Origin of the sequence: Halobellus captivus (assembly GCF_003697845.1) — an archaeon.
Lineage (GTDB): Archaea > Halobacteriota > Halobacteria > Halobacteriales > Haloferacaceae > Halorubrum > Halorubrum glutamatedens.
Window position 1 is genome coordinate 95,374 of record NZ_RDQE01000010.1, and the last position, 25,775, is coordinate 121,148.

A 25,775-nucleotide genomic window follows, 5' to 3' on the forward strand; every position below is an offset into this window, starting at 1 on the left:
TGACGTTTTCGGCCGGCTTCGGTCCTGATCGGCTCGATCCCGACGGCCGACGACCGCGATCAGTCGTCCGCGGTCCCGACCGATCGCCCGACGACGCCGTCGTCGTATCCGGGAACCGTTCCGTCGTCGTTCCATCCACGGATCTCGTAGTACTCCGAGAGGCCCTCGTCGAAGCCCTCGATCTGGTCGGTGTACGGAACCGTGTCGTCGCCGCGGTCGAAGCCGCGGGCGTTGTTGAACGCGCGCTCCATCTCGACGACCCGACCGCCGGTGTCGACCAGTTCCTCGTAGTCGGCGTCGAGGAGCGCCGCGAGTCGCTCGTCGGTGACGACGCCGCGGGAGAACTTACAGATGACCGCGGAGTCGAGGATCGCGTTGCGGTTCTCCTTCTCGACGATCTTCGGGGGCTTCCCGTCCAGTCCGCTCGGCTCGAAGGCGTCCTCCTTGCTCACGAGCGGGTATTCGTACGGATAGAACTCGGCGTACATGTGGTCGGCCCCGCGGTTCGAGGTCGCGAACGCGAGCCCCTGACCGTTGAGGGATCGGCCGTCGTGTGCGGAGAAGGTCATTCCCTTCACCGTCCAGTCCTCCGCGCCGAACTCCCCGTGTGCCCGGTGGATCCCCTCCGCGAGCTTGTCGCCGACGCCCTCGCGGTAGGCGATCTGCTCGACCACGGAGCGGGCGAGCTCGGCGTTGCCGAACTCGTCCTCGCTCTCGAGGAACATCGAGACCACGTTCCCACAGGAGATGGTGTCCATGCCGAGCTCGTCACACAGCTGGTTGGCCGCCATGACGTCCACCATCTCGTCGACGCCGGCGTTGCTGCCGAACGCCATCACCGTCTCGAACTCCGGACCCTCCGTCTCGATGCCGCGCTCCTCGTCGCGGGTCGGGAGCTTGCACGCGAACGCGCAGTTCGAGCAGGTCCCCTTCTTGTACTTCTTCTCCTCGACGCGGTCGCCGGAGATGCCCTCGACGCCCTCGAAGGACTGCTCGGAGAAGTAGTAGGTCGGAAGCGCCTCCATCGCGTTCGAGAGCTCGGTCACGCTCGTGGTCCCCTGTCGTTTCATGATCGAGTCCGAGGTCGCCGCCTCCCGGTGGACCTCACCGGCCTCGCCGGGCCAGTCGAGGTCGACCTCGGCGTCGGCGTCGCCGTCGAACGTGAGCGCCTTCACGCCCTTCGCGCCGAGGACGGACCCCAGTCCGCCCCGACCGAACGCGCGCGTCTCGGAGGTCATGATCGACGCGAAGCGGACCGCGTTCTCGCCGGCCGGCCCGATACACGCCAGGTGTTCGGGTTCCAGTCCGTGTTCCGACTCGACGTACTCCGAGACTGCCGGCACCTCCGCCTGATCGAGCTCCGGGACCTCCTCGAACTCGACGGTCGGGGTGCCGTCCTCGTCGGCCTCGCGGACGTGTATCGCGAGCAGCTCGTCGCTCGCGCCGACGAGTTCGACGGCGGCGTAACCCGCCCCGGTGAAGTTCCGCGAGAGGAACCCGCCCGCGTTCGAGGAGAACATCCCGTTCGTGAGCGGCGAGACGCTCGTCGCCGCCATGCGTCCCGTGTACGAGGTCGTGGAGTACTGCATCGGCCCCGTCGAGAAGTAGATCCGGTTCTCCGGACCCAGCGGGTCCGCGTCGAACGGGATCCGCTCGTAGGCGAGCCGCGTGTTGAGCCCGCGTCCGCCGATGAATTCCGAGAGCACGTCGTCTATCGGCTCCGTCGTGACCGTCCTGTCCGTCAGGTCGATCGAGAGGAGTTCGCCTTGGGCGTGTTTCATACCGATCCCTACGACGGCCAGGCGATAAAAGTTCAGGTGGCTCGCGTCCTCGCGGATCGATCCCGGGACGCGAAGCCGAAACCTGCGAGAGACGACCCCCGATGGGACGGTGCCGACCGTCGGCGTTCGTCGGCCGACCGTCGGCGTCCGTCGGCCGATCTCAGCGTCTCTTGCCCGTCGTCAGCTCCTCGACGGCCCTGTCGCGCCGCTCCTCGCTCTCGCGTATCTCCGCGACGAACTCGTCGACGCGCGCTTTGATCCCGTCGCGAACGTCGTCGGGCGCGAACTCGTCGGACATCGACAGCAGCCGAACGAACGCCCGAAGCTCCTCGTCGGTTATCCGTTCGAACTCGTCGGCTTCGATCTTCGCTATCACCTCGTCGACGTCGATCTGGCCGACGGGATCGACGTTGAACTCGACCCGGACCATCCGGTAGTCCGACCCCGCGAGCCGCTGTTCGGACTTGGCGACGCCCTCCGAGAGCATGTCCTTGAACGGGGTGACGTATCCCATCGTCCCCAGATGGAGGAACGCGAGCATGTCGGTTATCCCTCGCGTGTACGCCTCGCGGTCCTCGTCGTCGGGGTCGAAGACGGTCTTTCGGTCGCGGTCCTCCAGACACTCGTACAGGATGCTGAAATCGAGGACCGCGTTGCGAACCCGCCGGCGGATCCGGTTGCGCTTCTGTTTCCGGGAGTGTTCGGTGTAGTCGGTCTTGCGACCGAGGAGGAAATCGCGGTCCGAGGGGGTCAAGATCCCGCGAGGTCGGTCGGCGTCCGCCGCCGTTTCGAGCGACGGGGGAAGCTCGTCTTCGGACATACCCGAAAACCGGGGTCTCAGCGGATTAATGGTTGTGGTCGGGGAAGTCGTCCGTCCCTCGCGGCTCGACGGTCGCTACGGCCGATCGGTACCCAGCGTCGAGACCACCTCGGTCAGGAGCTCGACCCCGACGTCGAGCGCCCGCTCGTCGAGGTCGAACGTCGGCGTGTGGTGGCTGGTCGGGTGGTCCGCGCCGACGATGAGGTACAGCGCCCGCCCGCCGTTCCGGTGGACGCGGTCCATGAGGAACGTCGCGTCCTCGCTCGCCTCCAGCGGAGCCTCGGGGATCACCTCGTCGATGGACGGCACCGTCCGAGCCACGCTTTCGACGAGTTCCGCGAGCGTCGGGTCGCCGTCGACCCGGATCGACTCGCTGATCCGGCGGATCACCACGTCACACTCGTGAAGCTCCGCGGCCGCGTACAACACCCGTTCGAGTTCGGTCCGCATGTACTCCATCAGCGCGGTGGTCTCGCCGCGGACCTCGCCGTCGAGGGTGATCTCCTCCGCTATCACGTTGCTCGCGCTCCCGCCCTCGACGCGGCCGAAGTTCACCCGGGTGAGCCCGTCGCCGTGGCGGGCGATCCCGTAGGCGTTCTGGACCGCCGTCGTCATCGCCTGCATCGCGTTCGTCCCGCCGCTCGGCTCCTTGCCGGCGTGCGCGCTCGCCCCCTCGAAGGTCGCGTTGATGTGTGCCATCGCGAGCGGCCGGGTCGCGTTCGCGACGACTGTTCCCGTCGGCCGTCCGAGTCCGAGGTGGAACGCGAGCAGTTCGTCGACGTCGTCGACGTACCCGCCCTCGGCCAGGGGCTTTCCCCCGCCGGCGATCTCCTCGGCCGGCTGGAAGAGGACCCTGAACGTGCCCCGAAAGTCGCTCTCCTTCACCGCCTCGAGCGTTCCGAGCGCGATCGTGGCGTGTGCGTCGTGACCGCAGGCGTGCATGTACCCCTCGTGTTCCGAGCGGAACCCCTCGTCCGCCGGTCGGTGCCCCGCCGCGTCCGACTCCGGGATCGAGACCCCGTCCATGTCGACCCGCAGCCCGACCGTCGGTCCCTCGCCGTTCCGGACGGTCGCGACGGCACCCGTGTGGCCTCCGTCGAGACGCTCGAGCAGGGCGGGATCGACGCCCGCCTCGGCCGCGCGGTCGCGCCACTCGGTGAGCGTCTCCTCCGGCGGGACGGCCATCCGATGGTCCGAGGAGAGTGCCTCCCGCCCGATCGCCAGTTCGTCGACGCCGATCCGCTCGAGTTCCTCGACGATCCGGGCGGTCGTGCGGAACTCACACCAGCCGGGCTCCGGATGTCTGTGGAACGCCCGACGGATCGACGAGAGCCTGTTCCGCACGTCGTGTGACATCGTTTCACGGGCGATATGCCGCGGACGTAGTTAAGTGATTCTTAAGTGGTTCAGTCGACGGCCGCGGTTCGGCCGATCGAAACCGTTCGCCCGGAGTGGGGATCGGATGGTCGGAGATCGGATGGTCGGAGATCGGATGGTCGGGGATCGGGTGGTCGGAGATCGGTCCTCGCCGACGGTCCGAGTCTATCGCGACGCGGCCGCCTCGGCCGTGACGTGGTCGATCGCCTCCTCGATCACGTCGAGGGCGGCGTCGGCCAAGTCACGGGTCAACACGAGCGGCGGCAGGAGCCGGAGGACGTTGCCGTGGCGGCCGGCCGTCCAGACGAGGACGCCGTGCTCGAAGCAGTACTGCTGGATCGCCTCGACCGCGTCGCCGTCGGGGTCACCGTTCCCGTCGACGAACTCCGCACCGATGAACAGCCCGCGGCCGCGGACCTCGCCCAGGCGGTCGTTCTCCTCGCCCGCGGCCCGGAGCCGACCGCGGACGTGCTCGCCGAGATCGCGGGCGTGCGCCAGCAGGTCGTGTTCCTGGACGTACTCGATCGCACGGCTCCCGGCGCGCATCGCGACGACGTGGCCGCGGTAGGTGCCGGCGTGGCCGCCCGCGTCCCACGTGTCGAGGTCCTCGTGGTAGATCGTCGCCGACAGCGGGAAGCCGACGCCGCCGAGCGCCTTCGCGGTCGTCATGATGTCGGGCGTGACGCCGTGCCACTCGCTCGCCCACCACTGGCCCGAGCGACCCATCCCGCTCTGGATCTCGTCGAACATCAGCGGAACGTCGTTCTCGGTGGCGATCTCGCGGAGCCCCTTCAAAAAGCCCTCGGGCGGGACGATGACGCCGCCCTCGCCCTGGATCGGCTCGACGAAGATGCCGGCGGGGTTCGCGAGCCCGCCGTAGGGGTCCTCGATGATCTCCTCGACCTCCTTGAGCGCGCGGGCACACGAGAAGGACTGGCAGCACTCGCCGTCGTCGACCGGACAGACCGAGGCGGCGTCGCCCGACTCGTCGCGGTCGATGAACGGCGAGGGGTACTTCGCGTGCACCACGTCGGGCAGGAGCGGAGTGTAGTCGTCCTTGAACCCCTTGTTCGAGGTGAGCGCCATCGCGCCGGAGGTCGCGCCGTGGTAGCTCCCGCGGAAGGCGATCAGGCCGTCGCCGCCGGTGTTGTACTTCGCGAGCTTGATCGCGGCCTCGACCGCGTCGCTGCCGGTCGGGCCGCCGAAGACGACCCGGTTCTCGCCGCGAAGCCCGGGCGGCGCGATCTCGTCGAGCTTCTCGATGAGGTCGAGCCGCGCCTCGGTCGGGAAGTCGACCGTGTGGACGAGCTTCTCGGTCTGATCTCGGACGGCCTCCAGTACGTACGGGTTCGAGTGACCGACGTTCAACACGCCGATGCCGGCGAACATGTCGATGTAGGTGTTGCCGTCGGCGTCGCGGATCGTCGCCCCCTTCCCCGACTCGAACGCGACGGGAATGTCCTCGGGGTACGCGACCGCGCTGCTGTCGATGCGCTCCTGTTTCTCGAGCAGTTCCCGGCTCTTCGGGCCCGGAACCGAGTCGACGTTCGGTGCGTCGTCGAAGTGGATCTCCTCGATCGGTGGTCCTGCCGTCATACGTCCATCCACGGGGGTGGTCGTTATATAGGTTATCCACGGATACGGGAACCGAGATATACGAAAATCGATATCGGGGTTATCGTCCGTCCCGTCGTTCGGGTCGACGGTCGAAGACGTCGAGGATCCGGTCCACATCGTCGTCGGAGAGTCGCGGGAGCCGAACCTCGCGGTCCCGCAGCTCGAGGACGACCGTCGCGGTGTCGAACCGATCGTCGAGGCGGTCGTGCTCGACGCGTATACCTTCCTCATCCCAGGATTCGATCCGCCACAGGGCCGTCCCGCATACCCGGTCGTATCCGACGAGGGCATCCTCGCCGACGTGAGCGTCATCGCCGCCGGCGACGCGGTATTCGACCGCGCCGTACCGGATCAGCGAGTCGACCGCGACCGCGACGAACGGGACCGCGGCGGCGACGGCGACGAGACCGGCGACCATTCCCCACGCCCGCCCGAGTGCGAAGAGGAACCCCACGAGGAGACAGATGGCCGAGAGGTACCACGGCCCGGGATGCGCGACGGGCGAGATCCGCTCGCCGAACAACCGGCCGGCGGGTGACGGACGGATCCGGCGGCCCGAGTCGGCGAGGTCGTCCTCGATCGGATCGCGGACGGGCGGTTCACGCGACCAGCCGAAGTGTCCCCCGGAGGACTCGTCCATCGCGGCGAGGCGGTCGCCGTACAGTCCCGCGAGGTCGAACGCGAACTTGACGCACACCGCGCCGACGAGGACCGGCACGCCGAACGCGACCGGATCCGCCGCCTCCGTCGCGGTCGCGTCGCCGTCGACGCCGATCGCCTCCGCGACGACCGTCACCGTGAGGATCCCGCCGACGAGCACCGTCGCGAGCCGGAAGAACACCCCCGAAACCGCCGTTCCCGCGCTCTCCTCGCGGTAGCCGCCGCGGTGGAAGTAGTCGACGGCGGTCGTTCCGACCTCCGAGAGAAGTACGACGAGGACCGCGAGCGCGACCGTCTCGAGCGCGTCTGACGAGAGCGAGTCGGCCCCGACGAATCCCAGGAGGACGCCGCCGAGGACGACCCACGCCGCCGCGAGGATCGGCGCGATGACGACGAGCGACAGGACGGAGGAGAGGTGGATCCGGACGCCCGTCCGAGGGATCGGAAGCGCGAGGGGTTTCGACGCCAGCGCGCCGAACACCAACGCATTCCCGTCGAGATCGCTCGGCCGACCGGCGAAGAGTCCGCGGACGACGGCGAAGAGCGCGGCGATCCCGAGTTCGAACCAGTAGAGCGTCACGAGCGCCGCGGCGTTCCAGCCGAGCGCGACGACGCCGACGAGCGGCAGGAGGTTCGCGATCGCGACGGCGACCGTCTCGGACCGGGTCGAGTTCGACGGGAGAGGGAGGGCGGGCACGTCGGAGGATCGAACGTGCGATCCATAACTCCGACGGCCGCGGACACGTTCGCTTGCGGAGCGACGGTGGCCGCGGACGACTTAGCGTGGTCGGGGCTACCCTCCACGCCGAAGTACTATAAGAAAAATGAATAATAGTAGAATTCATAATAAAAAACACACTTCTGGCGGGGACAGAACGGTACCCGTTCGTTCCGATACGACGCTCGATCCCGTCCGACGATGTCGCCGAACGGGCGACTGATGACATCGAACGCTAGAGTAGTCTCAATACCCACTAATACGGCATCTGTTCCGTTTTTGGAGGTGGGACGGGAACGCTCGCTACCGACCACGTCCCGAGTCATTCACGAGGGCTCGTCCGCTCGATTTTCGACGAAATAGCGGCGTTTCAGGCGCTCTAGATGGAATACCGGTCGGATGTCGGCTCCGTCCACGGTTCCATCGTGATCGGGTTGAAGCGTGGTCGCGTTTCTCGATGGATCGGATGCGAAGAGTGGTTTCGGTCGGCTAACAGTACGAATAGAACACAAAATATATATCTTATATATCTGATCGGCGACGGTCGTCGTGGCGCTCAGTAGTTGTCGTACACGGTCCGCTCGATCGTGTAGAACTCGAGGCCCTCGTCGCCCTGCTCGCGCCACGTCTCCGAGGAGGACCGTTTGACGCCGCCGAACGGGACGTGGAGTTCGACGCCGGTCGTCTTCTCGTTTATCTTCACGACGCCGGCCTCGATCTCGTCGACGAACCGATTGGCCTCGGTGTGGTCGTCGGTGACCACGCTGGCGGAGAGGCCGTAGTCGACCCCGTTCGCAACGTCGATCGCCTCCTCGAAATCCGTCACCTCGATGACCGCGATCACCGGACCGAACACCTCCTCCTGGGCGATCCGCATGTCGGAGGAGACGTCGGTGAAGACGGTCGGTTCCACGAAATGGCCGGTCTCGACCGCGTCGCCGTCGGGGACGCCTCCGCCCGCGACGAGCGTCGCGCCCTCGTCGACGGCCACGTCAACGTACTCCAGCGTGGACTCCAGCTCCGCGGCGCTGACCTGCGGGCCCATCTCGTGGTCGCCGCCCGGGCCGACGTCGATCGACTCGGCCCGGCTCACCAACTCGTCGACGAAGTCGTCCGTGACGTCCTCGTGGACGATCGCGCGCGAGCAGGCCGTACACGACTGTCCGGTCGTGCCGAATCCGCCGCCGGCGACGATCTCGGCGGCCTCCGCGGGGTCGGCGGACGCCGTCACGACCGTCGGGTTCTTGCCGCCGAGTTCGGTCTGGACCCGCTTGCCGGCCGCCGTCGCCTGTCGGTACACCGCCTCGCCGACGCTGCTGCTGCCGGTGAAGGAAACGGCGTCCACCGCGTCGTGTTCGACGAGTTCGTCGCCGAGCACGCTCCCGGGACCGGTGACGACGTTCAACACGCCGTCGGGGAGGCCCGCCTCGTCGAGCGCCTCGGTGACGGCGAGCGCGACCCCGGGCGCGAGCGACGCCGGCTTGAGGACGGCCGCGTTGCCGGCCGCGAGGGCAGGGGCAAGCTTCCACGCCGGGATCGCGATCGGATAGTTCCACGGCGTGATGAGCGCCGCGACGCCGACGGGCTCCTCCCGGGTGTAGAGGTTCACGTCGCGGCCGCTCGACGCCTTTCGGGTCCCGCCCAGGTCGGCCGCCTTCGAGCCGAAGTAGTGGAAGATGTCGATCGCCCTCTGTACCTCCCCGGCCGCCTCCGGACGCGCCTTCCCCTCCTCCGCGATGAGCCGGTCAGTGAGGGCCTCCTTGCGTCGGCCGAGGGTCGTCGCGGCCTCCCGGAGGATCCGCCCGCGTTCGGGGCCGGGGGTGTCCGCCCAGTCGGTCTGTGCGGCAGCGGCCGCCTCGACCGCCTCCACGGCATCCGTCACACCGGACTGCTGGTACTCGGCGACGATTTCGTCCGGCTCCGCCGGGTTTCGGACAGCGATCGTCTCGCCCGTTGACGCCGCGACCCACTCCCCATCGATGTAGTTTCGACTGGTTTCCGACATGGATACGAACATCTGGGCGACCCACATGGGTCTTTCGATAGTGGATCCGACGACACGCGATCCGATATCTCGAACGGAGCCTTCGTCCCGATGGGACCGTTTTCTCGGTCAGCCCGGAAGGGCGGGTACGTCCTTCGATCAGTTCGGCGGCTCCCCCCACTCTTCCCCGTTGTCCTGCGGATCGTAGCCGAGGTCATGTCGGGCGTTCTCGATGGAGAACCATCGCCGGTCGTTGTCGCTGACTCCGTTGAAGACGCCGTATTCCACATCCTCGTCCCGTAGACAACACTCCACCTGGTGGGCGAAGTCGTGCCGGGACTGCCACATCGCCTTCATCCGCCGTACCTGACGGTCGTACTCCTCGCTGCCCCGTTCGAGCTCTCCCTCGTCGACTGCCCGCTCCGCGTCTCCGTACGGGTGGTCGTACTCGGGATGTCTCACGGAACAGATTCGCACCATGTAACAGTGTTTCGGGTACTCGTACCGTTCGACGTATTGACGGCAGAGGGCCTCGCCGAAGACCTTGCTCGTCCCGTAGTAGGAATCGGGCCGAACGGGGTCCTCGTGAGACAGCGCTAGGTCGAAGTCCAGTTCGTACAGTTCGGGAGCGAACTCCTCCTCGTACATTCCCATGACATGGTTCGTCGACCCGAACACGACCGAGTCGACCTCAGCTTCCCTGGCGGCTTCGAGGACGTTGTACGTTCCGACGACGTTCGGCTCGAGGATGTCGTCCCACGTCCCGTCGGTATACGGATAAGCCGCGAGGTGAATGACCGCGTCGACGTCCTCGAACGCGGGACGGATCGCCTCGAAGTCGCCCACATCGGCCACGACCGTCTCGTACTGCCCGTAGGGGTGGTCCGCATCCCGGTCCGATCTGTTCAGATAGGTGAACTCGTACTCCGGCTCGTCGTGTAGATTATCGATTATCGCCGTGCCGACACGCCCGTACGGACCGGTAACTAGCACGTCCATGCTCCGAGTGGATCGGCCACCAGTAAATAGATTCTGGCGAGCGGCAGCGTCACGGGGCGAATGCCGTTCAGGGCTTCCGATCGGATGCCCCCGACCGTTCCCCTGCTACGAGGATCGCGGCGATCGGGGGACTCTCTCCGGATCTCGGGAGTCAATACTGACTCGCCGTTCCCGAAGGGAAAACGGCATGTCGACGACGACGGCCGTTCCGTAGACTTCCGCTCGTGCGAACCCAATCAGAAGCTTCCAGCCACTATCCATCACAGTAGTATGAATGTAAAGCTCTACGGTAAATACCGGAAGAACGGCGTGTTCTGTGAGTCGGCGTTCGCGTACCGTACCGTTCGCAAGGCGGGAACGCGTACGGATCCCGTAGCACACGATGACGCCGGACCGGCCTCGGGCCCGCGCACTCACCCGAACGTCGAGACGGGAGTGGATCGATAAGGTCCTCGATTCGTGGTGATCGTTCCTCTGGGGCGAACATATAAGTACGGATCGGCTGTTGAATAGTATATGAACGCCGATCCGAACTCCGAAGGGGGCCGAAAGATCCGTTCGGTCGAGATCAGCCTCAACATCATCGATCGTCTCCAGAACGAGGATCGGTTGACGGTCGGTGAACTGGCGCGGACGCTTGATCACTCGAAGAGCACGATCCACAATCACCTGTCGACGCTCGAACAGCGACGGATGATCGTGCGCGACGAGACCGGCTACCGACTCAGTCTCCGACTCCTCGACATGGCGAATCGCGTCCGGAGCCAGGTGGGTAACTACGAAGTGATCAACAAGGAGGTGGAAACGCTGGCCGAGGAGACCGGCGAGATCGCGCAGTTCGGCATCGAGGAGCACGGCATGGTCTCGTACTTCGAGAAGGAGCGGGGGAACAACTCCGTTGAGACCGCCTCGCGCGTCGGCACCCAACAGCCCATCTACTCGACGTCGCTCGGGAAGACGATCCTCGCGTTCCTCCCAGCGGATCGCGTTGAGGAGATCGTCGCCGAGGCGTCCTTCGAACCGAAGACCACGCGAACGATCACGTCGTCAGACGAGCTGTACGAGGAGCTCGAACGGATCCGTGATCAGGGGTATGGCATCGACAACGAGGAGAACATCGAGGGGTTACGGTGTGTCTCGGCGCCCGTGACGAGCGGCGATACGGTACTCGGGGCCATCAGCCTGACCGGTCCTTCCAGCCGCTTTACACACGATAAGCTCCACGATGAGCTCGCGGACGCAGTCACGCGCGCCGCGAACGTCATCGAGCTCAACACGAAGTTCTCCTGATCGGAACCGGAGTCCGGCTCGTTTCTCGCTGGAGGGTTGCGAGCAGCCGTTTCCCGCTGATCAAAGACGCCGCGATCAGGACAGAGCCGACTCCATGCTACCGCGGAGGATAACCCGTCCCTCGAAATCACGGAGAACCACGTAGATCTCTAAGAAGCGACGCACCCGCGCTCGACGGTCGGTTACGCGGTGGCCTGCGTGTCGATCAGGTCGCCGATCTCCTCATCCAGCTCGCGATATAGCGTCTCCGCGCGCTCCTCCTCGGCCGGCGAGAGCGGCTGTAGCGGTTCCCGAACGCCGCCTCCGTGGAGGCCAGCGAGTTCGAGACCCTTCTTGACGACCGGAATGCTCACCGCAGCGGGGATGTCGTTTCTCGTTCCTTTCTCGCCGCGCAGTTGCTGATACGGCAGGCAAACGTTGCGGAGCCGTCGCGCTCGAGACCAGTCCTCCCGCGAGAGGGCATCGAACAGTTCGAGACCGACTTCCGGCCGGAAGTTGCTCACGCCCGCCGAGAACCCCTCGGCACCTTCCACCCACGTCGCGGGTGCCAACGGTTCCGCGAGCCCGTTCACCCAGACGACGTCGTTCGGACCGGCCTCAACGGCCGCGCCGAGTTTCGCCGTATCGGTTAGCGCGTACTTGATGCCGACGATCTCGTCGATGTCGGCCAGATCGGCGAGGTACTCAACGGACGGTTCGAACCCCTTGACGTACGGAACGAGGGGGCGATCCGCCGCCTCGCCGAGCGCCGAGTAGTACTCCAGGAGTCCCCGTTCGTGGAGGTACGTGTGGTGGGGCGGCATGATCATCATTGCGTCCACGCCGACCTCCTCGTACGCCTCCATCAGTTCGATGGCGTCGTCCGTGCCTCCGCCGACGCCGGCGAGCACGCAGGCGTCCGACGGCAACGCCGAAACGCTCGTTTCCGCGATATCGACCCGTTCGGACCGCGACAGCGAGTGGTACTCGCTGATGTTGGCGACCGAAAGGAACGAATCGATGCCCTGCTGGTGGAGCGAACGGGCGTTGGATCGTATCTTGCCGTGCTCGACACGGGAATCGTCGTCGAACGGCGTCAGGAGGCCAGCGGAAACACCACGGAGTCTCGACTGTATTTCGTCCTCGTTCAGAGGCATGAAACCAGTTTTCAGAGTGACGAATAATAAGCTCTTTGTTCAGGGTGGAACCCGTCCGTTTCGAACCGAACCGGCACGCGGGTCCCGAAGGGGTCCGGGATGGCACCGCGTTGCGGACACAAGAGCGGAGCGATCGCCGCTTTGGGGACCGAGTCCGAGACCGACGCTATGGCCGTGGCCTCTCCAATCCAAGCCTGTCGAACTGGTTCGCCGGGGCGTCCAGCTCCGTGAGGGCATCGACGAGGAGGGACCGCATCTCCTCGGACCGTTCCGGCTCCCGTCCCGCGAGGTTCCGTCGTTGCCATGGGTCCGACTCGACGTCATACAGGAGAGGTTCCTCGTGACGCCCGTGTGACGGCCCCTCGAACTTCCAAACCGGACAGTCGGTGTACGGAAGGAACCGACCCGATTCCGCGTCGTGTTTCGGCCTCGTCGGCGTGAACCATCCTACGGAATCCATCATCGTCGTCGAATAGCAGTGGGTCGACGTCGATTCGTCACATGGCCGGTGATACGTGTACGTTCCGTCGGTAACGTTGACGGACGAGCCCCAGTATCCGTAGAGTGCCCACTCCCGGTGGTCGTCGACTTCGTCCGTCAACAGCGGGAGGAGGCTCCGGCTGTGAGGTGCCCCATCGACCTCGAGACCGAGAACGTCCGCCATCGTGGCGAAGAGGTCCACGGCGGCCGTGAGCTCGTCGATGCGGTCCCCCATGCGGGAGCTCCCCGGATGCCAGATCATCAACGGCGTTCGTGCGAGTTCGTTCCGAACGGGAGCCTCGAACGGCTTCCCGACGTACCCGTTCTCGCCCAGATAGAAGCCGTGATCCGAGGTGAGTATCACCGCCGTCTTCTCCCAGAGATTCCGGTCGTCGAGCGTTCGAAGGACGGTCCCAAACCATTCGTCGACCATCGTCAGCTCGGCGGCGTACTGGGACTCAATGAACGCGAGCTCCCGATCCGAGAGTTCGCTCTGACCCTCGTCGGTTCGGCCGTAGTACGGCCAGATCGGGAGCTCCGGGTCCGTCGGGTCCTCGTCGGTGTACATCGAGGCATACGGTTCGGGAACGTGGAACGGTTCGTGTACGTCGAAGCTATCCACGTAACAGAACCAGTCGGACCACTCCTCATTCGTCTCCAACCAATTCGCCGCGCGCGAGAACACCTTCGGGGCGAAGAAGTCGGACTCGACGTCGAACCCCGCCGCGTTACGGGCGTACGCTGCCCGGTTCATGAAGCGTAGGTCGTCGGGCTCGTCGCTCGCCGTACCCGCGTCGAGGTTGAGGTCGTCCGACGCTCCGGAGCCGTCCCTTCGGAGCTGGGAAAGCAACTCACCGTCCGGATCCCGGGGAGACGTTCTCCACCGGTCGTACTCCTGTCCCCGAATGAACTCGACCCCGTTGAAGCTCTCGTGGTATCCGTTGCTCCCGTGTTGAAAGTAATGGAAGTGGTCGGTGACGAGCTGGGTGAGAACGTTCTGACTCCGTACGACCTCCGGTAACACGGTATCGAACGGTTCGATCGGGCCCCATGGACGCCAGAGGAACTCTTGGGTTCCGGTCAGCCATTCACGACGGGCGGGCATGCACGGGAGGCTTCCCGCGTAGTGGTTATCAAAGACTGCTGCCCGGTCCGCGAACTCGTCCAGGTTCGGTGTCTCGATGTCGATCGGTGAATTCGGTCGATACGATCTCAGAAAGTGTCGGTTCAGGCTGTCGATGGAAATGAACAGGACGTTCATCAGGATCGAGTTTCGCTCCGTAGTTCGGCTGGCAGCGTCTCCCGGGGACGATCGACGTCGAACTCGACTTTGGTGCCGTCCACGACGACGAATCCCGTCTCGTAACACTCGCCACAGCGTTGAAGACAGAGCGTCTCGCGGAGGGAGTAACGGTCACAGTCGAGTACCTCGCGTAGGTCTTCGGGCGCGTTTCGTTTGCAACACTGTACGACGCCGACCGATGGATCCGTGGACATCGTCCCGGTATGGTCGATGGGTATCGAATTAAAGTTTCCCCGGATCTCACGGGGAGTTTACTGGGGAAGGAAGCGTCCACACGGTCACCCCGTAGCCGGCGTGTCCCTCCCGAACACCATCTCACGGCGGGGTTGGCATCCATAGTCGAACACAACGTTAATTAATGATGAATAATACATGACAAGTGTGGCAGACAATGTCAGATCAAGATAGCGAACCTGACCTGTCGCGTCGACACTATATTACGCTCGCCGGTTCCGCGGGGGCGCTCTCGGTTGCAGGCTGTACGGGTAACGGTGGAAGTGGCGACGACGGGTCGAGCGGCGACGACGGGTCGAGCGGCGACGACGGTTCCGGCGGTGACGACGGAAGCGGCACGACGACGCTCGAACTCCAGCACTGGTGGACCGACGGCGGCGGGGCGGTCGGGATGGAAGCGCTCCAGGAAGGCTTCCAGGAAAAGCACCCGGACATCGAGATCAACGACAATCCGGTGGCCGGTGGAGGAGGAACGAACCTTCAGGCTGTGATTCGGAACCGAGTTCTAGAGGGGAACCCGCCGAGTACATGGCAGGACTGGCCGGGGGCGAACCTCTCGGATTACGTCGAAGCGGGCGTGCTCAAGGACATCGGGTACATCTTCGAGGGCGACATGGAAGAGAACTACCGGGACGGGCCGCTGCTCTCTGCACGGGCGGGGAACGAGGACAATCCCTACGTTGCCGTTCCCTTGAACATTCACCGCGTCAACAACCTCTTCTGGGACATCAGCTCGGTCGAAGAGGCGGGAGTCGACATGGGGAGCATCTCCGATCCGAACGAGTACGTGGAGGTGCTCGCCCAGATCGACGACCAGATCGAGACGCCGGCGCTCTCGTTGTCGATGGCAGCCCCGTGGACCGTGCTCCAGCTCTGGTCTTCGAACCTGATCGGCCTGTACGACGCACAGACGTATCAGGACTTCAGGGCCGGCGAGGACATCACGTCGGAGGTCGAGGCCGCCCTGGAAGTCACGGCCGACCAGTTCGAGTACGTTACCCCAGACGCGGGATCGGTCGGATCCGACGCCGCTCGACTCAAGCTCCCGGAGGGGAACGGTGTGATGCTCATGGAGGGCGACTGGGCGGCCGGAAACCTGTTCGCCGCGGACGGGTACGAGTACGACGAGCACTGGCAGCACATGCCGTATCCGGGGACCGACGGGGTCTACAACATCAACACCGACGGTTTCCCGTACCCCCAACCGAATCCGACGCCCGACGCGACCGACAAGTGGATGCAGTGGGTCGGAAGCGCGGAAGCGCAGCGTGTCTTCTGTGACCCCAAGGGTGCGATCCCGTGCCGGACCGACGTCGACCTCAGCGAGTTCAGTCCGCTCATGCAAGAGCAGTTCGAGGACTTCCAGAGCGACACCGGCGTTTTGACACTCGCACACGGGGACGGGGTGTCCCCACAACAGGGAACCTCCCTGAAGAACGCGATGTCCCGGTTCATGGATAACCGAAACGTCGAGGCCACCGCGGGCGCGCTCATGGACGCGATGACGCTGTAGGAGTCGTCAGCGACAGTCAGCAGTCTCCGAAGAATTTTTATCATGGTCTTTGAATATACCTATCAATGAGTGTGTTAACCAAAATCAGGAACACGATGGAACGGTCGTCGTCGCCGGACTACCGTTCCGAAAACGACGGCATGAGATCGTATCTGAAGAGCGACTTCTTCCGATCGATGCCGTTCTGGCTCCCACCGACCCTCCTGATGGGACTGTTCGTGTACGGAGGAATACTCTGGAACTTCGTCCTCTCGCTGACGGACTTCTCGGGGGTCGTCAGGCCCGAATACTCGGTCTCGAACTTCGATTTCGAGATGTACTTCCGGATGCTGGAAGACCCGTCCTTCTGGAGCGCGGCGCGGAACACGATCGTGTTGTTGGTGGTGTTCACGCTCGTCTGTCTGGTCGTCGGGCTCTGTCTCGCCATCATCGTGGACAACCTGTTGAAGGGTCAGGGGGTGTTCCGGACCGTCTTCCTGCTTCCGTTCGCCCTCTCTTTCGTCGTGACCGGCGTGTTCTGGCAATGGATGTACAACCCCGAGATGGGAACGATCAACACGCTCTTCGATATCGTCGGGATGGGGTTCCTCGGACAGGACTGGCTCGGAGACCCCGCACTGCGGCTCTGGTCGGTCATGTTCGCGCTGATGTGGCAGTTCGGCGGGTACGCGATGATAATCTATCTGGCCAGCCTCCGGACGATCCCCCAGGAGCACTACGAGGCCGCGAAGGTCGACGGAGCGGGCTTCTTCAAGATGTACTGGAAGGTGATCATTCCGCAGCTGAGCTCGGCGTCCGTGAGTATCGCCGTCGTGTTGATGGTGTTCTCGCTGAAGGCGTTCAGTTGGCTCTACGTCGTGTTCGGGAGCAACCCCGGACCGGCCGCCGACATCCTCGGCGTGATGATGTACAGGGAGGCGTTCGCCGCGAACCAGTGGGCCTACGGGGCCGCCCTCGGGACCGTGTTGTTCGTGACGACCGTGGTTATCCTCGCCCCGTACCTGCGCTACCAGTACAAGCGGGGTGAGCTGTGATGATCGGGCTCATCGCCTCGGCTCAGGCGACGACGGGGGACCTACTGACCTCGGTACGGGAGTCGCTCACCCGCGCGAACAGGAAGTACACCGTCGCGGCGATCCTCGCGGTCCTGCTGGGACTCTTCTGGGTCTCCCCGCTGTGGGGGGGTATCTCGACCGCGTTCAAGACGCAGAGCGCGTTCATCAACACGATCCCGTTGTCGCCGCCCCCCGCCGGAGAGGTCACGATACAACCCTGGCTACGGGCGTGGGAAACTCTGAGCCCGTCACTGGGTAACAGCCTCATCTTCACCCTCCCCGCGATGGTGTTCTCGGGGGTGCTCGGGAGCCTCGCGGCGTACGGGCTGACCATGGTCGACTGGCGCGGACAGGTGGCGGTGATGGCGACGTTCATCGTCGCGATCTTCCTGCCGAAACAGGGGATCCTCCTGCCGCTCTCGCGCTTCTGGAACGCGGTCGACCTCCAGGGGATACTGAGCAGTCTGGGGTACTTCTCGCTCCCGTTCGCCCACCAGAGCCACACGACGCTGCTGATCCTGATCATCACGCACACCGCGTACGGGATCGGTATCTGTACGCTCCTGTTCAGAGGGTATTACCTGACCATCGACCACGACCTCGTTGAGGCGGCACGGATAGACGGGGCGGGCGTCTTCAGCATCTATCGGAACATCATCCTCCCGCTGTCGTATCCGATGTTCATGGTGGTCTTCATCTTCCAGTTCACGCAGATATACAACGAATTCCTCTACGCGCTCATTCTGGTCGGCGGAAGCGACCCCAGCGCGGGTGCGCCGATCACGCTCGCGCTCGCCGAGCTCAACAGTGGGTTCTCACAGAACTGGAACAACCAGATGGCGGGGGCGTTCATCACTGCGGTCCCGACGCTGATCGTGTACGTCCTGTTCGGAGAACAGTTCGCGAAGGGAGTCAAATACTGAGAGACACATATGGCACAATTAACGTTCGACGACGTACGGAAGACGTTTCAGGAGGGGAACAACGAGATCGTCGCGGTCGACGATCTGAACATGGAAGTACGGGACGGCGAGTTTCTCGTCGTCGTCGGTCCCAGCGGCTGCGGGAAGACCACGACGTTACGGATGGTCGCCGGACTGGAGACGATAACGGAGGGACAGATCGAACTCGACGGACGGTCGATCCGAGGGATGAGCCCACAGGACCGCAACATCGCGATGGTGTTCCAGTCCTACGCGCTGTATCCCCACATGACGGTGTTCGACAACATGGCCTTCGGCCTCCGTGAATCGACCGACCTCTCGGAGGACGAGATCGACGACCTCGTCACCGAAACGAGCGAAATGCTGGACATCAAGGAGCTCCTGAACAGAAAGCCGAGCGAACTCTCCGGCGGACAACAACAGCGCGTCGCGCTCGGACGGGCGATCGTCAGGGATCCGGACGCGTTCCTGATGGACGAACCCCTCAGCAACCTCGACGCGAAGCTCCGCGCCGAGATGCGGACCGAACTCCAGCGGTTACAAGAGGAGTTCGAGACGACCACGATCTACGTCACCCACGACCAGACGGAGGCGATGACCATGGGTGACCGCATCGCCATCCTGGATCACGGCGAGTTACAGCAGATCGGGACCCCCATGGAGTGTTACTACGAGCCGGCAAACGAGTTCGTCGCCGGCTTCATCGGGGAGCCGTCAATGAACTTCCTCCGGGGTACGTCCGACGGTGGCGTTCTCCGAATGGAGGACTTCAGCTACGAACTCTCCCAGTCGACGGTGGAGTCGATCGGGTCCACGACCGAGATCACGCTTGGCGTTAGGCCGGAGGACGTTGAGGTCGTTCCCGAGGCGACGCAGACGAACGACGTCGCGGTGGAGGTTGACGTCGTCGAGCCGTTCGGAAAGGAGAACAACCTGTATCTCAAACCGGAGGGGAGCGACACGGACGACACGATCATCGCGACGGTGGGAGGACGCAAGAGCGTCAACGAGGGCGAGCGGGTCGGCATGCGGCTCCCCGAGGAACACCTCTACCTGTTCGATCGGAGCGACGGAACCGCCATTCGACACCCGACGGTCGAGGCTGAGGAGATCACTCCGGTCGCGGAGTAGCAGGGACCGACTCCCCGTTTTCCGACCCGATCCGAACTGCGGTCAGTCCACCCGGAAGCGTTCGACGGCCGTCTCGTCGATCTCGATGCCGAGTCCCGGGGCGTCCGGCACGGAGAGCTCTCCTCCGGTGGGGTCGAACGGCTCCGCGAGCAGCTCGTTGCGAAGCGGGTTCTCGCTTCGGTCGAACTCGAACAGGATCGGCCGGGTCGACCGGTCGGAGCGCATCGGGTACGAGGGAACGGTGGCGGCGAACTGGATCGCGGCGGCCAGACCGACGGCGCTGTTCCACACGTGCGGCCGAATTCGGACGTTGTTCGTCGTGGCGAGCCGCGCGAGATACCGGGCTTCGGCGAAACCGCCGCACCGACCGAGGTTCGGTTGGACGACGTCCACCACGTTCTCCCGAACTAGGTCGGTGAACTCGAACCGCCCGTGGTGAGCCTCGCCGGCGGCCAACGGGACGTCGATGGCGTCCCGGAGGCGGCGATAGCCGTCAACGTCCTCGGGGGGGACGGGCTCTTCGATCCACGTCAGGTCGAACTCCTCTATCGCCCGAATCGACTCGAGCGCGTCCGTCGCCGTGTAGTTCCCGTTGTAGTCGACCATCAACCGGGCGTCGTCGCCGAGGATCTCCCGGGCCGTTCGAACCCGGTGGACGTCGTCCTCGACTGACCGGCCGATCTTGATCTTGGCCGCGGTGAATCCCTCCTCGACGGCCCGTTCCATCGGTTCCGCGGGGTCCTGTCCCCACTCGGTGATGTACATGGTCGACGCGTACGGCGTCACCGCGTCGTGCGACTGACCCGAGAGCAGTTCACGGACCGGCTTACCGAGCGCCTTCCCACGGAGGTCCCAGAGCGCCACCTCGACGCCGGTCAACGCCGCCTGCGTGAACGCCTGTCTGCCGAAGTGGTATCCCCCGATCTCGCCGGTGTAGACGGCGTCGGCGAGTGTCTCGGCGTCCCATGGGTCGAGTCCGACGACCGCGTCGGCGAAAAACTCCTCGATCAACGTCGCGACCGTTCGTGGGGGCGCGAACGCCTCTCCCCAACCAACGGTCCCGTCGTCGGCGGTGACCTTCACCAACGTCGCCGTGCGCGTGTCCGTCACTCCTCGCGTTCCGCCGAAGGCTCGTCCCGACCCGAGCGGATGTTCGAGTGGGATCGGCTCGACTGAGACGACTCGCATACACGGGAGACGGACGCGCGTTGCAAATACTTTTTGGAGCCGTTTCTCCGGAGCGACATAGGAGGAAGGCACCGATCCTAGAGTATGTCCCGTCGATGTCGGCGAGCGATTTTAGTGCGCGAGGGTCGAAGCGATCCGTCATGGTCACGTCGACGTGGACCGACTGGTTCGTCCGGGACGAGGTCGAAGCAACCGATCCGGACGGACTCTCGATATGGTATCTCGGGTGTAACGGGTTCGTTCTACGGACGGACGAGGCGACGGTGTACGTCGACCCGTACTTCGGTACGGGCGGACATCGTCGGTACGCAGTCCGGATGTGCCCGGTACCGATGGATCCCGTGGACGCGACACGGTGCGATGCGGTTCTGGTCACGCACGGACACGTCGACCACCTTCATCCTCCGTCGTATCGACCTCTCCTCGATCTGGGTGCGGATCTCTACGCTCCGAGTGGCGCACTGGAAGACCCCAGCTACGGGAACGATCTGCGAATACCCTCTGGACAGTGTCAACCCGTCTCCGTCGGGATGGAGTTCGAGATCGGTGACCTCCGGGTGTCCGTTCGTGGAGCCGACGACCCGGACGCAGTGGATCCGGTTTCGTACGTGATCGAGTACGGGGACAACGTCTTCTTTCATGGTGGTGATAGCGGACCGTGCGAGGAGTTCTCCGCCGTCGGCACGGAATTCGACGTCGACCTAGGTGCGCTCGCGTTCGGTTCGGCGGGCCTGGTCTACGACGGCGAAACCGCGACCTCGGAGCGCACACGCTGGTACATGGACGAGAACGAGATCGTGGAGGCCGCAAACCAGTTGCGGCTCGACCGGCTGTTGCCGACCCACTGGAACATGTGGAAGGGGGCGGAGGCCGATCCGTCGCCTCTCCATGACCACGCGAGCTCGTTTCGCTACCCGCACGTCGTTGAGGTCGGGAGAACGGGGGATCGATTCGAACTCGAACGGCCGGGTGTACGTCCGCCCGTATTCGCAGAGTAGCGTCGGCCGTCCGGTGAACGATCGGTTTTTTTTCCTTTCGAATGGGAACGGTGCACATGAGTTCACGAACATCGACAGAGACCAGTCCCCAGATCACCGTCGGCTTCCGAACGCGCTCCATCTCGGACGAACGCCTTCGATTCATCCGACAGGTCGGCGCGACCGACGTCTATCTCGATCACTCATCCCTCGACGAGGAGCCGGACGAGTTCATCGATAACACCGGTGAGAACGACACGCTGGTGATCGACGAAGACGTGATCCCCTCCGCCGAGGAGCTGATCGAGGCCAAAGAGCGGGTCGAAGCGCACGGCCTTCGACTCGCGGGCGTTCACTCCCTCCCTCACTCGATCTACGGGCCGATAATGCTCGGGACGGAGCGCGCGGACGAACGGATCGAACTGATCGCACAGCTGATCCGAAACATCGGCGAGGCCGGGATCCCGATCCTGGGTTACCAATGGAACCCACGGGGACTGGTCCCGATGCGAACCCGACCCGACAGGCCGATCCGCGGGGGAGCGGAGGCGACCGAGTTCGACCTGACCGACCTTGAGGATCCCTTCGAGGTGGCCGAGACGGTCGACCGAGAGTATTCCGAAGCGGAGTTCTGGGAGAACTACGAGCGGTTCGTCGAAGCCGTCGTTCCGGTCGCCGAGGAGGCCGACGTCCGGCTCGCCCTCCATCCCGTCGATCCGCCGGGGATCGAGCAACTGGGCGGGATCCCCCGACTCTTCCGTAACGTCGAGAACTTCGAGCGCGCGATGGACATCGTCCCGAGCTACCACCACGGACTCAAGCTCTGTCTGGGTTGCTTCTCCCAGCTCGGCGAGGACATCCCGGCACTGATCCGCCGGTTCGGCGAGCGCGACCAGATCGTGTTCGTCCACTTCCGTGATGTGGAGGGAACCGTCCCGTCGTTTCACGAGACGTTCGTTGACGAGGGTAACTTCGACGAGTTCGAGGCGATGGAAGCGCTGGTCGACATCGGATTCTCCGGCTCCGTGCTCCCCGACCACGTCCCGAAGATCGAGGGGGACTCCCAGTGGAGACACCGCGCAAACGCGTTTACCGCTGGCTACCTCAAGGGAGTGATCAACAGCACTCTCAGAGCCCGTTCCGGAACCCTCCGCGAGACGTAACCGGGAGGCGCTTGAGGCTCAAGGCCCAAAGGACTTGAGCCAGTCGTGCCGTCTCGGATAGACCAGCAGATGAAGCGTGACTAGCTCACATGTGACCAGACTTAATTTATATATTATTTCTAATATATATTGTGTAGTACCTAGTTTCATATATATTCTGGACGGTTTCTCGTAATGGCTCTGGATCCCTCACCAGAGCAAGTAGATCGGAATTAGACCACACGATCACCGGAAAAATCTGCGATAAATTCGACGTTCTACGAGTCTCTCGGTAGTATTTTCGTAATAAGGAGATATTTGACAAAATCGGAGAAGAGATCACGTTCGCGGTCGATCCCTATCGATCGGTATCGTACTCATCGACGGAATCAGCTCCGAATCCTCTGATATCGAGGAATGATGCGATCTCTCGCCGAACACCGTTGTAGCACTTCCTCTCGGACTGATCTTGAGACTCCCCCAAACTATAGATCCAAATATATAAAATAAAAATATAGTATATTTAAAAGGTAATTTCGAAATGGATTCACTCGTGGGATCGGTTCAGGTCTCTCTACGAACCGACGCCAGTGCGGTCTCATATCGATCCTTCACGAACCCATCCGCCCTTCGACGAATGCTTCCGCCCGATCGCCGGACCGTTGGTTTAAGGGATCGACCGTCCATCCCGGATCCACATGGAAGTCGCTTTCATCGGAGGCGCGGGAACCGTCGGTGCGACCGCCGCGTACACGCTCGCGGTCGAACGGCCGTCCGTCGACGTCACGCTCGTCGACGTCGAGGAGGACGCCGCGGAGGGACACGGCATCGGGATCCGTCACGCGCGGACGCTCGGGTCGCTCCCGCAGTTCGGCGACGCGAACGACCTCGGTAGCGTGTCGGCGAAGCCGTCATCGGCGGCGGGGCTCGCGACCGCGGACGTCGCCGTCGTGACCGCGAGCGTGCCGCGACCCGGATCGTCGGCGAAGCGCGGCGGCCGCCTCGAGTTCCTCGACCGGAACCTCGAGCTCGCGGAGTCGATCGCGGGGACGCTGCGCGAGCGCGAGCCGCTCCCCGTGATCGTCGTCAGCAACCCCATGGACCGCATCACCCAGCGGATCTGGCGCGAGACGGGCTGGGACCGCGATCGGTTCCTGGGGTACTCGCTCTCGGAGACCGGCCGAACGGCCGACCGGATCGCGAGCATCCGCGACGTGCCCGCGGAGGACGTCTACTGTCCGGTCGGGGGCGAACACGGCGAGAACGTGGTGCCCTTCTTCTCGCGGCTGACCGTCGACGGCGAGCCGACGACGCTGACCGAGGCGGAGAAACGCGACGTGCGCGACTACGTCCGCGACGTCCCGTACGACGTCATCGAGCTCCGCGGGGCCGAGGAGACCTCGCGCTGGGTGACCGGACAGGGCGTCGTCCGTCTGGTGTGTGCCGTCCTCGACGACGGGCTCGACGACCCCGACCATCCGATAGCCGCCTCGGTCCCGCTCGACGGCGAGTACGGGATCGAGGACGCGTGCGTGAGCGTCCCGGTCGAGGTGGGTCGCACGGGCGTTCGACGCGTCATCGAGTGGGACCTCCCCGAGGAGGAGCTCGAGGGGCTCCGGGCGGCGGCCGAGTCGGTCGCGGCCGATCCCGAGTGATCGACCCCGAGTGACGGACGATCGTTCGGGCGTCGGAGAGCCGACGGATCAGTACCCCAGATCCAGCGCGTAGTTCACGATCACCGCGAGCAGGACGGCCGCCAACAACGACGCGAGAACTAGGAACGCGGCCGCCCACCCGAACGTATCGGCGAGGAATCCGGTGATCACCGACCCCAGCGCGCTGACCACCAGATAGACGGTCCGAACGAGACCGAAACCGACCCCCTGTTCGCGCTCGGACAGCTCGTCCATGAACCGCGGCTCGACGGTCACGGCCATGCCCAGGCCGACGCCGATGAGGACGAGGGCGGCCACGATACCGGGGAGGCCGGGACCGACGACGAAAAGCGCCATGCCGGCGACGCTCGTGGCGAGGCTGACGGCGACGCCGACGTCTCGGGGGTACCGGTCGGAGATCGCGCCGAGTCCGGGTTTCGCGGCCGCCTGGACGACGAAGTACGACGAGAAGACGAGGCCGGCGGCCGTGGAGGACATCCCGCGGTAGTCGATGAGGAACGTCGGCAGGAACGAGGCCGTCCCCTGCCAGACGAACGCCCCGGCCGACGCGATGACGGCCGTGAACACGATCGGCGGGCGGGAGAGCAGTTCGATCACGGGACCGATCCGGACCCGGTCGCGCATCGGCTCGTCCGGACGCTGGGGTTCGGTCGGCTTCACCCGCCACGCGAACAGCACGAAGACGGGAAGGGTGACCGCCGTCCCGATCGCGACGGCGGGCCGCCAGCCGTATCGCGTCCCGATCCACGCCGCGGCGATCGGCGCGATCAGCCCTCCGGCGGGCGCACCGATCGTGTGGATCCCGATCGCGGTGCCGATGTTGTCGTACGTCCGAGACAGGAGCGTCGTCGCGGTGCTGTAGTGGAGTCCCGCGAACGCGCCGAGAACGACCACGCTGACGACGAAGACGGCGTACACCGGCGAGACCGCGACGAGGAAGCTCATCACGCCCGTGCCGCCGATGGCGAGGAGGATGATCCGTCGTTCGCCGAACCGGTCGCCGAGGATCCCGCTGGGAAACTGCGACAGCGCGTACGACGTCCACATGCCGGTGAGCGCGAGACCGATGACGGTGTTCGAGATGGCGAAGCTCTCGGTGATCTGCGGGACCACGGGACTGATCGCCAGCCGCCCGACCATCGTCGCGAAGAACGCGAAGGTGCAAAGCGTCAGGACGGTGTGTCTGTAGCGCCAGCCCATGCTATGTGGGGGGCTTCCGCGGATACGCCGGGCCCGTCCGGCCGGCCGTCGCTGCCGGACCGACGGGGACGGGATGTGACCGCATCGCCGGGTGAATCAGGCGGTTTTGACGTGCATCACGGCGCGATCGGTTCCCAACAGCACCGACTGCGCGACGCTTCCGAACACCGCCTTGCCGACCGGGCTCCGCTTCCGCCCGCCGATGACGACGAGGTCGGCGTCGATCTCGTCGGCCTCCGCGAGGATCTCGTCCGTGGTGTCGCCGTGTCGTCTGACCGTGGTCACGGACACGCCCGCGTCCGCGAGGCGTCGACGCGCGGTGTTAACGGCCTCGGGGAGGTCGTCGGGGTCGTACACCTCGTCCGAGTCGACCGTGCCGCTCTCCGGGCCGGTCACGCTGAACTCCTCGAAGACGTTGAGCAGCGTCACCTCGACGTTCGAACCGGCGGCCGGAAGGGACGTCACCGCCTCCGCGATCCGTTCCGGCGCTTCCATCTCCGTATCGATAGCGACCAGGACGCGATACATGTGCGTGGTTCCACCGTACGGC

Annotated in this window: 21 protein-coding genes; 8 read left to right on the forward strand and 13 right to left on the reverse strand. The window is 64.6% G+C overall.

Translation table 11 applies throughout. The annotated features are described in order from the left end of the window. Nucleotides 1-59: 59 nt before the first annotated feature. The 7 genes from EAO78_RS12590 to EAO78_RS12620 all read right to left on the reverse strand — a co-directional run bounded on the left by EAO78_RS12590 (nt 60) and on the right by EAO78_RS12620 (nt 9,956). Nucleotides 60-1,781, reverse strand: a complete 1,722-nt coding sequence (locus tag EAO78_RS12590; protein ID WP_122106185.1) for an aldehyde ferredoxin oxidoreductase family protein — start codon at nt 1,779-1,781, stop codon at nt 60-62. Nucleotides 1,782-1,941: 160 nt separating this feature from the next. Continuing rightward, nucleotides 1,942-2,601, reverse strand: a complete 660-nt coding sequence (locus tag EAO78_RS12595; RefSeq protein WP_122106186.1) for a hypothetical protein — start codon at nt 2,599-2,601, stop codon at nt 1,942-1,944. A 75-nt stretch (nt 2,602-2,676) separates the two neighbouring features. Continuing rightward, entirely contained in the window at nt 2,677-3,957 is a 1,281-nt protein-coding gene (locus EAO78_RS12600) for an amidohydrolase (RefSeq protein ID WP_122106187.1), read from the reverse strand. 186 nt (nt 3,958-4,143) lie between these two features. Beyond that, nucleotides 4,144-5,574 (reverse strand): aspartate aminotransferase family protein, encoded by a 1,431-nt coding sequence (locus EAO78_RS12605; RefSeq protein WP_122106188.1) that lies wholly within the window; start codon nt 5,572-5,574, stop codon nt 4,144-4,146. A 79-nt stretch (nt 5,575-5,653) separates the two neighbouring features. Beyond that, nucleotides 5,654-6,952 carry a DUF6498-containing protein gene (locus EAO78_RS12610; protein ID WP_122106189.1) on the reverse strand — a complete coding sequence of 433 codons (1,299 nt, stop codon included), beginning with the start codon at nt 6,950-6,952 and terminating at the stop codon, nt 5,654-5,656. Nucleotides 6,953-7,529: 577 nt separating this feature from the next. Beyond that, on the reverse strand, nt 7,530-8,978 hold the full coding sequence (xacF, locus tag EAO78_RS12615) for a 2,5-dioxovalerate dehydrogenase (protein ID WP_122106255.1): 1,449 nt from the start codon (nt 8,976-8,978) through the stop codon (nt 7,530-7,532). Between the two features lie 138 nt (nt 8,979-9,116). Beyond that, on the reverse strand, nt 9,117-9,956 hold the full coding sequence (locus tag EAO78_RS12620) for an NAD-dependent epimerase/dehydratase family protein (protein ID WP_122106190.1): 840 nt from the start codon (nt 9,954-9,956) through the stop codon (nt 9,117-9,119). Nucleotides 9,957-10,472: 516 nt separating this feature from the next. Between EAO78_RS12620 and EAO78_RS12625 the strand changes: the two genes are divergently transcribed. After that, nucleotides 10,473-11,246, forward strand: coding sequence for an IclR family transcriptional regulator (locus EAO78_RS12625; protein ID WP_122106191.1), 774 nt, complete (start codon nt 10,473-10,475; stop codon nt 11,244-11,246). A gap of 182 nt (nt 11,247-11,428) precedes the next feature. Here EAO78_RS12625 and EAO78_RS12630 read toward each other — a convergent pair whose 3' ends face one another. The 3 genes from EAO78_RS12630 to EAO78_RS12640 all read right to left on the reverse strand — a co-directional run bounded on the left by EAO78_RS12630 (nt 11,429) and on the right by EAO78_RS12640 (nt 14,359). Continuing rightward, nucleotides 11,429-12,382: a dihydrodipicolinate synthase family protein gene (locus EAO78_RS12630; RefSeq protein WP_122106192.1), complete on the reverse strand. Its 954-nt coding sequence runs from the start codon at nt 12,380-12,382 to the stop codon at nt 11,429-11,431. Nucleotides 12,383-12,548: 166 nt separating this feature from the next. Next, a complete protein-coding gene (locus EAO78_RS12635) occupies nt 12,549-14,123 on the reverse strand; it encodes a sulfatase-like hydrolase/transferase (protein ID WP_122106193.1) in 1,575 nt (524 codons plus the stop codon). After that, the gene (locus tag EAO78_RS12640; protein ID WP_122106194.1) at nt 14,123-14,359 is read right to left on the reverse strand and encodes a DUF1450 domain-containing protein; all 237 of its coding nucleotides are present in this window, start codon (nt 14,357-14,359) and stop codon (nt 14,123-14,125) included. The genes EAO78_RS12635 and EAO78_RS12640 overlap by 1 nt, the downstream gene beginning before the upstream one ends. 197 nt (nt 14,360-14,556) lie before the next feature. Between EAO78_RS12640 and EAO78_RS12645 the strand changes: the two genes are divergently transcribed. From EAO78_RS12645 to EAO78_RS12660, 4 genes are all read left to right on the forward strand, one after another. After that, nucleotides 14,557-15,912, forward strand: a complete 1,356-nt coding sequence (locus EAO78_RS12645; RefSeq protein WP_122106195.1) for an ABC transporter substrate-binding protein — start codon at nt 14,557-14,559, stop codon at nt 15,910-15,912. A gap of 65 nt (nt 15,913-15,977) precedes the next feature. Then, nucleotides 15,978-16,946 carry a carbohydrate ABC transporter permease gene (locus EAO78_RS12650; protein WP_122106196.1) on the forward strand — a complete coding sequence of 323 codons (969 nt, stop codon included), beginning with the start codon at nt 15,978-15,980 and terminating at the stop codon, nt 16,944-16,946. Beyond that, nucleotides 16,946-17,890, forward strand: coding sequence for a carbohydrate ABC transporter permease (locus EAO78_RS12655; protein ID WP_122106197.1), 945 nt, complete (start codon nt 16,946-16,948; stop codon nt 17,888-17,890). The genes EAO78_RS12650 and EAO78_RS12655 overlap by 1 nt, the downstream gene beginning before the upstream one ends. Before the next feature lie 9 nt (nt 17,891-17,899). Beyond that, nucleotides 17,900-19,042, forward strand: coding sequence for an ABC transporter ATP-binding protein (locus tag EAO78_RS12660; protein WP_122106198.1), 1,143 nt, complete (start codon nt 17,900-17,902; stop codon nt 19,040-19,042). A gap of 42 nt (nt 19,043-19,084) precedes the next feature. Here the strand turns inward: EAO78_RS12660 and EAO78_RS12665 are convergent, their stop codons facing one another. After that, nucleotides 19,085-20,230 (reverse strand): mandelate racemase/muconate lactonizing enzyme family protein, encoded by a 1,146-nt coding sequence (locus EAO78_RS12665; RefSeq protein ID WP_122106199.1) that lies wholly within the window; start codon nt 20,228-20,230, stop codon nt 19,085-19,087. A 140-nt stretch (nt 20,231-20,370) separates the two neighbouring features. Here EAO78_RS12665 and EAO78_RS12670 point away from each other — a divergent pair, with 140 nt between their 5' ends. The 3 genes from EAO78_RS12670 (at nt 20,371) to EAO78_RS12680 (ending at nt 24,004) form a co-directional block, all read left to right on the forward strand. Continuing rightward, nucleotides 20,371-21,228 carry an MBL fold metallo-hydrolase gene (locus EAO78_RS12670; RefSeq protein WP_122106200.1) on the forward strand — a complete coding sequence of 286 codons (858 nt, stop codon included), beginning with the start codon at nt 20,371-20,373 and terminating at the stop codon, nt 21,226-21,228. Between the two features lie 56 nt (nt 21,229-21,284). After that, the gene (locus tag EAO78_RS12675) at nt 21,285-22,370 is read left to right on the forward strand and encodes a mannonate dehydratase (RefSeq protein ID WP_122106201.1); all 1,086 of its coding nucleotides are present in this window, start codon (nt 21,285-21,287) and stop codon (nt 22,368-22,370) included. 677 nt (nt 22,371-23,047) lie between these two features. Further along, on the forward strand, nt 23,048-24,004 hold the full coding sequence (locus EAO78_RS12680; protein WP_122106202.1) for a malate dehydrogenase: 957 nt from the start codon (nt 23,048-23,050) through the stop codon (nt 24,002-24,004). A 48-nt stretch (nt 24,005-24,052) separates the two neighbouring features. Here the strand turns inward: EAO78_RS12680 and EAO78_RS12685 are convergent, their stop codons facing one another. Beyond that, complete coding sequence (locus EAO78_RS12685) at nt 24,053-25,225, reverse strand: MFS transporter (protein ID WP_122106203.1); 1,173 nt, start codon at nt 25,223-25,225, stop codon at nt 24,053-24,055. A gap of 96 nt (nt 25,226-25,321) precedes the next feature. Continuing rightward, nucleotides 25,322-25,753, reverse strand: coding sequence for a universal stress protein (locus EAO78_RS12690; protein WP_122106204.1), 432 nt, complete (start codon nt 25,751-25,753; stop codon nt 25,322-25,324). Nucleotides 25,754-25,775 lie beyond the last annotated feature (22 nt).